The following is a 13677-nucleotide window of genomic DNA, read 5'->3' on the forward strand; positions in this document are numbered from 1 at the left end:
CAAACGGAACTGCTACCCAATGCCTTTCGCGCAGCCGCGCCAATTCCGCCAAGCTTTTGAGAGCGGATAAAATGCATAGATAGGTCACCAGTCTGAAGTCGCTGGCGGCGCCACGACGCTCACCGATCATGGCATTCCGTACAAGCGGCAGATCTCTTTCTCCAAGCTTTCACGCCATGCCGAAGAACCGCCCACACCCGAGCGACCCCAAGCGCGCAGCGAAGGCCCGCGCTCCGGAGCCTCCCGCAAAGCCGGTGGACGAGCCACCCCAACCTGCTCTTACACGCGCCACCGCCCTCTCCGACCTCGCCACCCTCCGCGACGCCCTAAAAAAACAATCCCAACACCAACAGCAGCAACAAGCCCAAGTCCGCGAAGCGAAGCGAGCCGCCGACGCCGACTCCAACCTCTTCCGCCGCGAACTAGGCGAAGGAGTCACGCCGCTGGGAGCCAAACCCCGCGCCACCCTCCCCCGCAACCCACCTGCGCCCTTGCCAGTCCAAACGCGCTTGGACGAAGCCGCCGTCCTAACCGAAGCCATCTCCGACGAATTCGACCCGGAAATGCTTCTAGACACAGACGAATCGCTCTTCTACTGCCGCCCGGGCATCGCCCAGGAGGTGGTCCGCAAGCTCCGCCGCGGCGCATGGATTGTCCAATCGCAACTCGACCTCCACGGCATGCGCCGCGAAGAAGCCCGAGAAGCCTTGGCCGAATTCATCCGCGACTCCAGCAAAAAGGGGCTCCGCTGCCTGCGAGTAATCCACGGCAAGGGCCTAGGCTCAATCGGCAAAGAACCGGTCCTAAAAGGCAAAGTCCGCGCGTGGCTAGTACAAAAGGAAGAAGTGATAGCCTTCTGCCAGGCCCGACCGCACGACGGCGGCGCCGGCGCGGTCCTTGTCCTGCTGCAACCCGGCCCGCCAACCAACCAGCCGAAAGCCTGAACAGACCAGAACTAGACTCAGAAGCAAAAACAAAAGCACAACCCAAATGCACCCGCGCCTAACCCTAGCCCTTGCCGCCATGGAGGCCATCGGCATCCTCGCGTACGCCATCTCGGGCTTTATCGAAGCCCGCGCGCGCCGTCTGGATCCAATCGGTACATTTCTGGTCGCCATGGCCACCGCCTTCGGCGGCGGCACCGTACGAGACATCCTGCTCGAGCATCGCCCGTTCTACTGGGTCGAGCATCAGGACTATGTGATAGCGCTTTTCGTGGTGTCGTTCTTCGCGCCGATGTTGCTCAAGGCCGCCTCGGGCCTCTTCTCGGAACGCGTTCTGCTGGTGGCCGACGCAATCGGCCTGGGCCTCTTCAGCGTCTCAGGCACATCGCTCGCCTTGGACGCCCAGCTCCCCGGCTTTACCGCAGCGATGATGGGCGTCACCACCGGCGTCTTCGGCGGCGTGATCCGCGACGTGCTGTGCAACGAAGTCCCGCTCATCCTGCGCGACTCCCGCCCCTACGCCACCTGCGCGTTCGTCGGCTGCCTGCTTTATGTCTTTCTCGATCACATCAACTTCGACAACGTCTACAGCGTGCTGATCGCGACGTTGTTCATTCTGATCGCGCGGCTCGTCACCTTCAAATTCGACATCCGCCTACCGCATTAATGCGCTAATGCGGTAACGCACTCAAGCACCCAGGCATGAGCGCCCGCGCGGCGCTCAACGGTCAATGCCGCGTATCGTTAGCCGCCACCACAAACACATCCTTGCCGTGATGCGCCTCCTGCTGCGTCTGCCGCTTCATCACGCGCCCGCCTAACAAACTCTCGAACATATCCAGATCGAGTTGCGACTGCGTCTCGGCATCCGCCGCCACCTGCCCAAGCAGCGCAAGCAGCCGAACCCGATCCCCCGCCGGCGTCTCCGGGCTTTCAATCGCGCGCGCCAGCGCCGCCAGCTGCGCAAACTGACGCTGATGTCGCCGCCCCGTCAGCAGCGCTTCTTGCAGCAACGCTCCAAGCAAATCGACACGCTTCTGCGAAAGCGGCTTTTTGGGAGCGGAAGAATTGGACGTCATGATGCAGTCTCCGAAATGCTGAAGAAAAAGGCCCCAGCGTCATCGCACGCACAGGGCCTTGGCATAATCCGTCAACAAAATTCCTTAGGCTATCCGTTCTTCGGTCGCCGGGTCGAACAGCACGGCCTTCGACACATCGAACAACAACGTCATATTCTGGTCCGGCTGCGGATTCGCGCCCGGGTGCACGCGGCTCACAATCCGCTTGCCGTTCACTTGCGCAAACACCAGCGTATCCGGCCCGGTCGGCTCGATCACATCCACCTTCACGTCGATCTGCTGCAGCTTGCCGCCTTCCGCATTGTGCGCATGGCGCGGATCGGTAATGCGCTCCGGCCGCAAGCCAAGAATCACGTCCTTGCCGATATGCGACTTCACCTGCCCGTCGAACGGAAGGTTCAGCACCGTTTTCTTGACGCCCGTGTCGAGCTCCATGCCCACGCCGGAGCCCTGCTCCACCACCTTGCCTTGAATAAAGTTCATCGGCGGCGCACCGATAAAGCCGGCCACGAACAGATTCGAAGGCGAATCGTAGATATCCTGCGGCGCACCGAATTGCTGCACGATGCCGTCCTTCATCACCGCAATGCGATCGCCGAGCGTCATCGCCTCGATCTGATCGTGCGTCACATACACGATCGTCGTGCCCAGGCGCTGATGCAGCAGCTTGATTTCCGAACGCATCTCGATGCGCAGCTTGGCATCGAGGTTCGACAGCGGTTCGTCGAACAGGAACATCACCGGGTCGCGCGCCAAGGCGCGGCCCATCGCCACACGCTGACGCTGACCGCCCGACAGTTGCCCGGGCTTGCGATCGAGCAAATGCTGGATTTGCAGCATGTTCGACACGCGATCGACAATCTGCGACTGCTCGTTCTTCGGCACCTTGCGGATATTCAGGCCGAACGAAATGTTGTCGCGCACCGTCATCGACGGATACAACGCATACGACTGGAACACCATCGCGATATCGCGATCCTTCGGCGACAGATTATTGACGGTCTTGCCGTCAATCTGAATCTCGCCCTTGGTCACGGTCTCGAGGCCGGCAATCATATTGAGCAGCGTCGACTTCCCGCACCCTGAACCGCCCACCAGAATCAGGAACTGACCATCTTCGATGTCGATGTTGACACCCTTCAAGACCGGCACCCCGTTCGGGTAGGTCTTGTACACGTCACGGATGGAAAGGCTTGCCATGCTGTGAATCCTCTTGTCTCTTAACCTGCTCGATTAACCCTTCACCGCGCCCGCCGTCAGGCCGCGCACGAAATAGCGGCCGGCGATCACATAGACCAGCAGCGTCGGCAGCGCCGCGATAATCGCGCCTGCCATGTCGACGTTGTATTCCTTCACGCCGGTCGACGTATTGACGAGGTTGTTCAGCGCCACCGTGATCGGCATCGAATCGACGCCCGAAAACACGATACCGAACAGGAAGTCATTCCAGATCTGCGTGAATTGCCAGATCAGACACACCATGAAAATAGGCAGCGACACCGGCATCAGAATCTTCGTGAAGATCATGAAGAAACCCGCGCCGTCGATGCGCGCCGCCTTCACGAGTTCCGCCGGCACGCTCACGTAGAAGTTGCGGAAGAACATCGTGGTGAACGCAATACCGTAGACCACATGCACCACCACCAGGCCGGTCGTCGTGTTCGACAGGCCGAAGAAGCCTTCCAGACGCGCCATCGGCAGCAGAATGGCCTGGAACGGAATAAAGCAGCCCACCAGCAGCATCGTGAAGATCGCGTCCGCGCCGCGGAAGCGCCAGTGCGTGAGCACATAACCGTTGAACGCGCCGACAATCGACGAAATCAGCACGGCCGGAATCACCATGCGCACCGAGTTCATGAAGAACGGCTCCATGCCGTCGCATCGCACGCCCGTACACGCTTCGCTCCATGCCTTGATCCACGGCGCAAACGTCCAGTGCGTCGGCGGCGTGAGCAGGTTGCCGGCGCGCAGCTGATCGATGTCCTTGAACGACGTCGACAACATGACGTACAGCGGAAACAGGAAGTAAAGCGCAAACAGAATCAGCACCGCGTAAATCACCGCGCGGTTGAGGTTCATCTTAGGCTGCATTGCGGGTACCTCGCGATTCCAGATACATCAGCGGCACCAGCACGGCGACCACCGTCGCCAGCATCATCATCGACGATGCCGCTCCCACTCCCAGCTGCCCGCGGTTAAACGAAAACGTGTACATGAACATGGCCGGCAAATTCGACGACGTGCCCGGGCCGCCCGCCGTCAACGCGACGACGAGGTCGAAGGTCTTGATCGTGATGTGACAGAGAATCAGCAGCACCGAGAAAAACACCGGTCGCATGCTCGGAATCACAATCTTGCGGTAGATGGTCGGCAGCGTTGCGCCGTCCACTTGCGCGGCCTTGAAAATCTCGCTGTCCACGCCGCGTAAACCGGCCAGGAACAGCGCCATCACAAAGCCCGTGGATTGCCATACCGCCGCGATCACCACGCAGAAAATCGCCTTGTCCGGATCGCCGAGCCAGCCGAACGTAAAGCTCGTCCAGCCCCAGTCGTTCAACACCTTCTGGAAGCCGAGGTCCGGATTCAGGATCCACTGCCACGCGGTACCGGTCACGATGAACGACAGCGCCATCGGGTACAGGAACACCGCGCGCAAGGCGCCTTCGTTGCGAATCCGCTGGTCGAGCAGAATGGCAAGGAACAGGCCCAAACCGATGCAAATCGCAATGAATGGAATGCCGAACCAGCCGAGATTTTTTGCCGACGTCCAGAAGACGTCGTTGTCGAACAGTTCGCGGTAACGCTGCAAACCGGCGAAGTCGTAACGCGGCAACAGTCGCGAATTCGACAGCGACAGATAACCCGTGACGAGAATAAAGCCATAGACGAAGACCAGACTGATCACGACGCTGGGCGACAACACCAGCTTCGGGATCCAGCGGTCGGCGAGTGCCGCCGTCGGCGACGTGCGGCGCGTCACGGAAACCGTGCGCTTTGCGTTTCCGCTAATAGAAGCAGTCACAACTCGACTCCTGGAACTATGCCGCGAGGGCCGGCACGCTTTTCGTCGGAAGATCCGGAAAAGTGCGGCCCGTCGATGCGGCCGAGGGCGCGACTGTCGTCGAACCGTCTTGGCCCGGAGCGCATCCATGCGGTAAGCACAGACACGACCCCGGGCATCCTGCTACTGCATACCACTACTGTAGTGCGTGTAGCGCGAATTACTTGGTCTTCGCGGCCTTCGCGAGCGCTTCAACCGCGCTCTTCGAATCCTGCTGCGAGTTCATGAACTTCGTCACGACGTCGCTGATCGCGCCAGCGGTGGCGTCCGCCTGAGCCATGCCGTGAGCAAGCGACGGCACATAGCCGCCGGCCTTGATCGCAGCCTGTTCATCCGCGTACGACTTCTTCGCGCAATCGTCGAACTTGTCCATCGACACACCGAGGCGAACCGGGATCGAGCCCTTGTACAGGCTGAACTGCTCCTGGAAGGCCGGGCTCATGATCGTCTTCGCGAGCGCGAGCTGACCCGGCGTGGCCGCCGATTGACCCTTCTGCTGGAAGAACACGAACGAGTCCACGTTGAACGTGTAGCTCTTTTCCGTGCCCGGCACGGCCGCGCAGATATAGTCCGAACCCGACTTCTTGTTCGCGTTCGCGAACTCGCCCTTGGCCCAGTCGCCCATAAACTGCATGCCGGCCTTGCCGTTGATGACCATCGCCGTGGCGAGGTTCCAGTCGCGACCCGTGCGGCCGCTGTCGAAGTAGCCCTGGATCTTGCGGACCGTGTCGAACACCTGAACCATTTGCGCCGACGTCAGCGTCTTCTGGTCGAGGTCGACAAGCGCCTTCTTGTAGAAGTCCGCGCCTTGCGACAGCACGACGTCTTCCCACAGCGTCAGGTCTTGCCACGGCTGGCCGCCCATCGCGATCGGCTGGATGCCCGCGGCCTTCATCTTGTCGGCCACCGCGAAGAACTCAGGCCACGTGGTCGGCACCTTGCCGCCCGCCTTGTCCAGCGCTGCCTTGTTGATGTACAGCCAGTTGACGCGGTGCACCGAGAACGGCGCGGCCACGTAGTGACCGTCCGCGTGCATGATCTTGTCGATTTCCGGCGGGAGCTCTTTTTTCCAGTCGCCGGCGACCGAGTCGATATTGACGAGCACGCCTTGCGATGCCCAGTCCTGAATCAGCGGACCCTTGATCTGAGCCGCGCTCGGCGCGTTGCCCGCGATCACCTGGGTCTTCAGTGCGGTCATGGCCGCTGCACCGGCGCCGCCTGCTACTGCGAAGTCCTTCCAGACGTAACCCTGCTTCTGCAGATCGTCCTTCAGCACGCCGATCGCCTTCGATTCGCCGCCCGACGTCCACCAGTGCAACACCTCGACCTGCTCGGCCGCCTGTGCTGCAGCGGCGCCACACATCAGACCTGCGGCGCACAGGGCGCCCATGATCGCACGGAATTTCATTGCTTATCTCCTCCAGACACCTGACTTAAACACGTTGAGCCCCTGCTGGACAGGGAGCGGTTATGGTCGAATCAAACAGGCAAACAACTAGAACACTGCGGGAACACCGCAAGAAAACCGCGTGACGAACAGGCATCGACGAGCGCTTCGCTTCTGGCGTGCGCCTGGCTAGCCGACGTTCGGCCGCGGATGCTCAAGAGATGAGTGACTCGGAATGCAAAGAACGTCTCCTCTTTTGCTTTTGTGCCTGCCCGCGTCGCGCGTTGCAGACTCGAGGCGCTTTTTCACCGCCCGCACGCCTTTCGTTAAAGCCCTTGATGCCGCGCCCGCCTAACGGGCCGACCACATCAAAACGCATTTGTCGATAACATGCCGGGAAGCTTGTTTGACTCGGTGAAAACGCGCATTCCTGCAGGCCCCGCACGCTTTTTTCATCGAATTCACGCTACCTCTTGATTTGGATTGTAGTTAAACTACAATTCAGTGTCAAAAAAAATTTTATCGCACTACGGCCTGCTTTCAGCGCCTTCCAAAGGCATCGCGGAGACACATGCAAACGGATTCCAGCTTCACCTTCGTGCTGTTCGGCGGCACCGGCGATCTGTCGATGCGCAAGATCCTGCCCGCGCTGTACGAAGCGCATCGCGCAGGCATGCTGGCCGCGGGCGGCAAGATCTACGCGGTGGCGCGCCATATCGACGGCCGCGAGCAATACCTGCAGTGGGTCAACGAACACGTGCGCGCCCATGTGGCCAGCGCGCAGTTCACGGAAGACGCGTGGCGCACGTTCCTCGATCGTATCGAGTTCGTCGCAATCGACCTCGGCAAAGCCGAAGACTTCGTCCTGCTGCGCGATGCGATTGCGAATCTGCCCGGTATTCGCGTGTTCTACCTGGCAACCGGCCCTTCGCTGTTCGTGCCGATCTGTCGCGCGCTGGCTTCGGTCGGGCTTAACGAGAATTCGCGCATCGTGCTCGAGAAGCCGTTGGGCTACGACCTGCGTTCGTCGAATGCGATCAACGACGCGGTCGGCGAGATGTTTGCCGAAGAGCAGATCTACCGGATCGACCACTATCTGGGTAAAGAGCCCGTGCAGAACCTGCTCGCACTGCGTTTCGGCAATGCGCTGTTCGAGCCGCTGTGGCGCCGCGAGTGGGTGGAAAGCATTCAGATCACGATTGCCGAAGAACTCGGCGTGGAAGCGCGCGGCGATTTCTACGACAATACGGGCGCGTTGCGCGACATGGTGCAAAACCATCTGCTGCAGCTGCTTTCGATTGTCGCGATGGAACCGCCGCATTCGATGGACTCCGATTCGGTCCGCGACGAAAAGCTGCGCGTGCTGCGCGCCTTGAAGCCGATCGATCCGCGCGATATCAGCCGCGTGGCCGTGCGCGGTCAATATCATGCCGGTGTGATTCGCGGCGCGGCGGTGCCGGCCTATGCGAACGAATCGGGCGTGCGGCCCGATAGCACCACCGAAACGTTCGTCGCGCTCAAAGCGGAAATCGAAAACTGGCGCTGGGCCGGTGTGCCGTTCTTCCTGCGCACGGGCAAGCGTCTGGCCGATCGTGTGGCGGAGATTGTCGTCAACTTCCGCGCGGTGCCGCATTCGGCGCTCGGTGCAACTGCCTTGCGCGCCGGCGCCAACCGCCTCGTTATCCGCTTGCAGCCGAACGAAACGATCCGCCTGTATTGCCTCGCGAAGAAGCCCGGCGAAGGGATGAACCTGTCGAGCGTTCACCTCGATCTCGCGTTCGATCAGTTCTTCCGCGAAGGTCAGATGGAAGCGTATCAACGGCTGCTGCTCGATGTGATCAACGGCCGTCTCGCGCTGTTTGTGCGCCGCGACGAGCAGGAAGCCGCGTGGCGCTGGGTCGAGCCGATCCTGAACGAATGGGCCGCGTCCGGCACGAAGCCGAAGCCCTATGCGGCCGGCACGTGGGGCCCGGCGGCCGCCAGCGCGATGCTCGCGCAGCACGACACCTGCTGGCTCGAGGAAGAGAATTGATCGACGGCGGCGCTGATGACGCACCTGAGCACGCAGCATCGTGCGCGGCGCCGCCGTGTTTTTGTAACAGTACCGTGTGCGATTTCCGATGTCATTTTTCTCGCTGTTCTTAGACTAAACAAGAAAGCAGCACGGAGGAGAAGTCCATGATCCAGCTACATGCTTTCGACGACCAGGCGGCGCAATCCGCCGCTTTGGCCAAGGCCGTGAGCAACGCATTGCAGGCGTCGCTCGCCGCTCAGACCGCCACGCCCGGCGTGAGCGGCGGCCGCGTGACCTTTGCCGTGTCGGGCGGCACAAGTCCACGTCCGTTCCTGCAAACCTTATCGCACGAGCCGTTCGACTGGTCGCGCGTCGACGTCACACTGGTCGACGACCGTTGGGTGCCCGATACCGACAGCGCCAGCAACTCGCGTCTCGTGCACGAAACGCTGCTGCAGAACGCAGCCGCGAGTGCGAGCTATCTGCCGCTCGTCGATACGTCGACCACGCTCGAAGCGCGAGTCGCCGCATTGAACGGCGACCCGAAACGGCGCGTGCCGAACGTCGCCGTGCTCGGCATGGGCGAAGACGGGCACACCGCGTCGATTTTCGCGGACGCGCCCGAGTGGGACTTCGCGATCACCACAACCGACCATTTCGTCGCCGTGCATCCGGGCAGCGCGCCGCATGCGCGTATCAGCTGGTCGATGTCGGCGTTGAAGAAGGTCGATCATCTGTTCCTGCTGATCGCCGGTCCCAAGAAGATGGACGTGCTGAACGAAGCGTCCGCCACCCTGCAAAAAAAAGCCATTTCTCAGCTCGCAAACGACAAGGGGGTAAGACTCGATGTCTACTGGTGTGCCAACTAAAGCTGCCCCGCAAGCGGGCCAGCACGCCGATGGACCGAGGCTTCTCGCCGATGTCGGCGGGACCAATGCGCGATTCGCGCTCGAGACCAGACCGGGGGAGATCACGCAGGTGCACGTTTATCCGTGTGCCGACTATCCGGGCATCGCGGAGGTCATCAAGAAGTACCTGAAAGATACGAAGATCGGCCGCGTGAATCACGCGGCGGTCGCCATCGCGAATCCGGTCGACGGGGACCAGGTTCGGATGACGAATCATGATTGGCACTTTTCGATCGAAGCGACGCGTCGGGCCCTGGGCTTCGATACGCTGCTGGTCGTCAACGATTTCACCGCGCTGGCAATGGCGTTGCCGGGCCTGACCGACACGCAGCGCGTGCAGGTGGGCAGCGGCACGCGCCGGCCGCATAGCGTGATCGGTTTGCTTGGGCCCGGTACGGGCATGGGCGTGTCCGGTCTGATCCCAGCCGACGACCGCTGGATTGCGCTCGGCAGCGAAGGCGGCCATGCGTCGTTTGCGCCGTCCGACGAGCGCGAAGACCTCGTGCTGCAATACGCGCGCAAGAAGTGGTCGCATGTGTCGTTCGAGCGCGTGGCGGCGGGTCCGGGCATCGAGATCATCTATCGCGCGCTGGCGGCGCGCGACAAGAAGCGCGTGGCGTCCACGCTCGATGTGTCGGAGATCTCCAAGCGCGGGCTCGAAGGCGATCCGCTCGCGGCCGAGACGCTCGATGTGTTCTGCGGCATTCTCGGCACGTTCGCCGGCAATATCGCGGTGACGCTCGGTGCGCTGGGCGGCATCTATATCGGCGGCGGCGTGGTGCCGCGGCTTGGCGAGTTCTTTGCGAAGTCGTCGTTCCGTCAGCGCTTCGAAGCGAAGGGCCGCTTCGAAGACTATCTGAAGAACGTGCCGACCTTTGTGATTACCGCCGAATATCCGGCATTTCTCGGCGTCTCCGCGATTCTTGCGGAGCAGCTGTCGAATCGCACGGGCGGCAGTTCTTCCGCGGTGTTCGAACGGATTCGCCAGATGCGCGATGCGCTGACGCCCGCGGAACGCCGCGTGGCCGATCTCGCGTTGAACCATCCGCGTTCGATCATCAACGATCCGATCGTCGATATCGCGCGCAAGGCCGATGTGAGCCAGCCGACCGTGATCCGTTTCTGCCGCTCGCTGGGCTGCCAGGGCTTGTCCGATTTCAAGCTGAAGCTCGCCACCGGTTTGACCGGCACGATTCCGGTGAGCCATAGCCAGGTGCATCTTGGCGATACGGCCACCGACTTCGGCGCGAAGGTGCTCGACAATACGGTGTCCGCCATTTTGCAGTTGCGCGAGCATCTGAACTTCGAGCATGTCGAAGCGGCCATCGACCTGCTGAACACCGCACGACGTATCGAGTTTTACGGGCTCGGCAATTCGAATATCGTCGCGCAGGACGCGCACTACAAGTTCTTCCGCTTCGGCATTCCGACCATTGCTTATGGCGATCTGTATATGCAGGCCGCTTCGGCTGCCTTGCTCGGCAAGGGCGATGTGATTGTCGCGGTGTCGAAGTCCGGGCGCGCGCCCGAGTTGCTGCGCGTGCTCGATGTCGCGATGCAAGCGGGGGCGAAGGTGATTGCGATTACGTCGAGCAATACGCCGCTCGCGAAACGCGCCACCGTTGCGCTCGAAACCGATCACATCGAAATTCGCGAATCGCAGCTTTCGATGATCTCGCGCATCCTGCACTTGCTGATGATCGATATTCTCGCGGTCGGCGTGGCGATTCGTCGTGCGGTGCCGGAAGCAGAAGTGACCGATGCGGTGGCCAAAGCACGCGAAGGGGCGGATGAAGAGACGAGCGCGGTGCTGGACTGGTTGAGTCATGGCGCGGCGGCTACGCCTAAAGACTAAGACCAGGTCGCGCGTCGCGTTCCGTATCGTTTCGCTGCTGCAGCCTTAAAAAGCCAACCTCCCGCAGGTTGGCTTTTTTCTTGTGGCTGTCACGCTGAAAGCCAGCACGTCGGTCCCCGTCGACGCATTGCGCGCGTCGCGGCATCGAGGCTCAACGTATGAGACGATTGAGGCGTCGCTCACGCACTCTTAGGCATTCTTTTCCGCAGCATGACGGACCTTATTTCTGTACCCGCGTCGGCTTTGATCGAAGGCCGCGCAGCGCTCGCACGGCTCGATGCACGCGCGATCCATCATCGTTATCGTGTCGCATCGCGCCTGCGTGTGGTGTGGCGTGTATTCGGCAGCGGCAAACCCCTCGTGCTCATGCACGGCGGACACGGCAGCTGGACGCATTGGGTGCGCAACGTCGAAGCGCTCAGCGCATTGCGTGCGGTATGGGTGCCGGATCTCCCCGGCTATGGCGATTCCGATGCATTGCCGCAAGGCGCCGATTTCGAAGCGTTCCTCGCGGCGACGCTCGAATCGCTCGATGGTTTGATCGGCGCGTCGACTGAAATCGATCTTGGCGGGTTTTCGTTCGGCGGTGTGGTCGCGTCGACGCTCGCGTGCCGCCGGCCGGTCGGCAAACTCGCGCTCGTCGGCAGCGCGGGGCATGGCGGCAAGCGGCGGCAGCAGCGCGAGTTGCTGAACTGGAAAAAGGTCGAGGCGGAAGACGCACGCCGCGCGCTGTTCGATGCGAACCTCAAATCGTTCATGCTGCACGATCCCGGCAACGCCGATTCGCTCGCATTGACGGTCTATGAAGACGCGTGCCTGAGGACGCGCTTTCGCAGCAAGGAGGTGTCGCTTGCAAGCACACTCGAGCCGCTGCTCAAAACGGCCGATGTCGATCCGCTGCTATTGTGGGGCGCGCACGATGTGACCGCTGCGGACCCGCAGGCGTTTTCAGATCAGTTGCATGCGCAAGGTGTTCGCCATCGCTTCGGGCTGGTGGCGGATGCGGGGCACTGGGCTCAGTTCGAAGCGGCCGATGAGGTGAATCGCAGGGTGATCGCGTACTTGTCGGAAGCGGACGCGTGACCATTGCGCAGTGAGTGCCTGGAAGCAAGGCAAGAGGCACGGCATGGAACCGCGCCTCAGCGCGCCGGTGCCGCTGCAACCGGCCGCGCATGCCACCGCACAATGAGCACCCGCCCGAGATAACAAAGCAGACCGCACACGGCAATCGTCACGCCCATCCCTTGCGGCGACCCATCGCGCCACAAGCCGACCGCAAGACTCGCGAGCGCGCCGAGCCCGAACTGCACCGCGCCGAATAACGCGGCGGCCGCACCCGCGCTGGTCGGATACCGATGCATGAGGTCGGTCACACAATTCGCCGACAACAGCCCCACCATCCCGACGACGAAGAACAACCCGAACACGATCGACCACAATCCGCCCCACCCTGTCACGCATACCAGCGCGACGAACAGCGACGCGACGCAACTGATCGTCCCGGCGACGATGATGATGCGCACCGGCCCATGCCGCCCGACCATCCGCGTATTGAGAAAATTGCCGCCCATGATGCCGATGATATTGAGACCGAACAGAAAGCCGTAATGCTGCGCGGACACGTGGAAGTAATCGATATAAACGAACGGCGTGGCGGTGATATACGCGAACATCGACGCAAACGCCATTCCGCCGCACAGCAGATGACCCCATGCCACCGGGTCTTTCATGAGCTTGCCGTAGGCCGCGAACGACTTCAGCAGCGCCGAATGCGCGCGCTTCTCGCGCGGCCACGTTTCCGGCACGCGCAAAAACGCGGTCACCGCGCAAAACGCGCCGAACAGCGTCAGCACGATAAACACCACGCGCCAGCCGCCAAGCAGCAGCAATTGCCCGCCGATCAACGGCGCGAGCAAAGGCCCGACCGACGTCACGATCGCCATCATCGACATCACGCGCGCCGCTTCGGCCGGCTCGTGCGCATCGCGCGCAATCGCCCGCGCGAGCACCGAGGCGGCGCCCGCCCCCAGCGCCTGCACGAAGCGGAACAGGGCCAGCGAGCCGATCGAGAGCGACAGCGCGCAAGCAATGGTCGACACCACATACATGACGATGCCGCCGAGCAGCACCGGCCGCCTGCCAAGCGAGTCGGACAGCGGCCCGTACAGCAGCATGCCGATCGAGAAACCGAACATGAAGCTGGTAAGCGTGGTTTGCGCGGCGCTTGCGCTGATCGAGAACGCCTGCGTCAGCGACGGCAGGCTCGGCAGATACATGTCGATTGAAATGGGCCCGCATGCGGCGAGCGCGCCGAGTAGCAGAATCAGCCGGAAATCAGGCCGGCCTTTGACGGGGTGGGACATTGAATGGCCAGTGAAGCGCTAGATGACGTGTGAGGCGGCTCGCCCGCAAGTGCGCGGATCAGCAGA

Annotated in this window: 11 protein-coding genes and 1 pseudogene; 6 read left to right on the top strand and 6 right to left on the bottom strand. The window is 61.8% G+C overall.

The window, feature by feature from the left end:
• Positions 1–176 precede the first annotated feature (176 nt).
• Positions 177–944 carry a Smr/MutS family protein gene (locus ACYPXD_RS32880; protein ID WP_459722241.1) on the top strand — a complete coding sequence of 256 codons (768 nt, stop codon included), beginning with the start codon at positions 177–179 and terminating at the stop codon, positions 942–944.
• Positions 945–990: 46 nt separating this feature from the next.
• Positions 991–1611: a trimeric intracellular cation channel family protein gene (locus ACYPXD_RS32885; protein WP_459722246.1), complete on the top strand. Its 621-nt coding sequence runs from the start codon at positions 991–993 to the stop codon at positions 1609–1611.
• A gap of 61 nt (positions 1612–1672) precedes the next feature.
• Here ACYPXD_RS32885 and ACYPXD_RS32890 read toward each other — a convergent pair whose 3' ends face one another.
• The 5 genes from ACYPXD_RS32890 to ACYPXD_RS32910 all read right to left on the bottom strand — a co-directional run bounded on the left by ACYPXD_RS32890 (position 1673) and on the right by ACYPXD_RS32910 (position 6492).
• Positions 1673–2023: a hypothetical protein gene (locus tag ACYPXD_RS32890; RefSeq protein ID WP_459722251.1), complete on the bottom strand. Its 351-nt coding sequence runs from the start codon at positions 2021–2023 to the stop codon at positions 1673–1675.
• Positions 2024–2107: 84 nt separating this feature from the next.
• Positions 2108–3223, bottom strand: coding sequence for an ABC transporter ATP-binding protein (locus ACYPXD_RS32895; RefSeq protein WP_459722255.1), 1116 nt, complete (start codon positions 3221–3223; stop codon positions 2108–2110).
• Positions 3224–3256: 33 nt separating this feature from the next.
• The gene (locus tag ACYPXD_RS32900) at positions 3257–4114 is read right to left on the bottom strand and encodes a carbohydrate ABC transporter permease (protein WP_459722258.1); all 858 of its coding nucleotides are present in this window, start codon (positions 4112–4114) and stop codon (positions 3257–3259) included.
• Positions 4104–5045, bottom strand: coding sequence for a carbohydrate ABC transporter permease (locus ACYPXD_RS32905; protein WP_459722261.1), 942 nt, complete (start codon positions 5043–5045; stop codon positions 4104–4106). Before ACYPXD_RS32905 ends, ACYPXD_RS32900 begins: the two co-directional genes overlap by 11 nt.
• Before the next feature lie 199 nt (positions 5046–5244).
• Positions 5245–6492, bottom strand: a complete 1248-nt coding sequence (locus ACYPXD_RS32910) for an ABC transporter substrate-binding protein (protein ID WP_459722266.1) — start codon at positions 6490–6492, stop codon at positions 5245–5247.
• A 550-nt stretch (positions 6493–7042) separates the two neighbouring features.
• Between ACYPXD_RS32910 and zwf the strand changes: the two genes are divergently transcribed.
• The 4 genes and pseudogenes from zwf (at position 7043) to ACYPXD_RS32930 (ending at position 12331) form a co-directional block, all read left to right on the top strand.
• Complete coding sequence (gene zwf, locus ACYPXD_RS32915) at positions 7043–8503, top strand: glucose-6-phosphate dehydrogenase (RefSeq protein ID WP_459722271.1); 1461 nt, start codon at positions 7043–7045, stop codon at positions 8501–8503.
• 146 nt (positions 8504–8649) lie between these two features.
• A pseudogene (pgl, locus tag ACYPXD_RS32920) lies at positions 8650–9354 on the top strand (6-phosphogluconolactonase); the annotation flags it as partial.
• The gene (locus tag ACYPXD_RS32925; protein WP_459722442.1) at positions 9332–11248 is read left to right on the top strand and encodes a bifunctional transcriptional regulator/glucokinase; all 1917 of its coding nucleotides are present in this window, start codon (positions 9332–9334) and stop codon (positions 11246–11248) included. The pseudogene pgl and the gene ACYPXD_RS32925, both read left to right, overlap by 23 nt.
• A 210-nt stretch (positions 11249–11458) precedes the next feature.
• On the top strand, positions 11459–12331 hold the full coding sequence (locus tag ACYPXD_RS32930; protein ID WP_459722274.1) for an alpha/beta fold hydrolase: 873 nt from the start codon (positions 11459–11461) through the stop codon (positions 12329–12331).
• 56 nt (positions 12332–12387) lie between these two features.
• On the opposite strand, the gene ACYPXD_RS32935 is transcribed toward ACYPXD_RS32930, so the two are convergent.
• Entirely contained in the window at positions 12388–13611 is a 1224-nt protein-coding gene (locus ACYPXD_RS32935) for a Bcr/CflA family multidrug efflux MFS transporter (RefSeq protein WP_459722278.1), read from the bottom strand.
• Between the last annotated feature and the right edge of the window lie 66 nt (positions 13612–13677).

It is taken from the genome of Paraburkholderia sp. 2C (assembly GCF_054589215.1).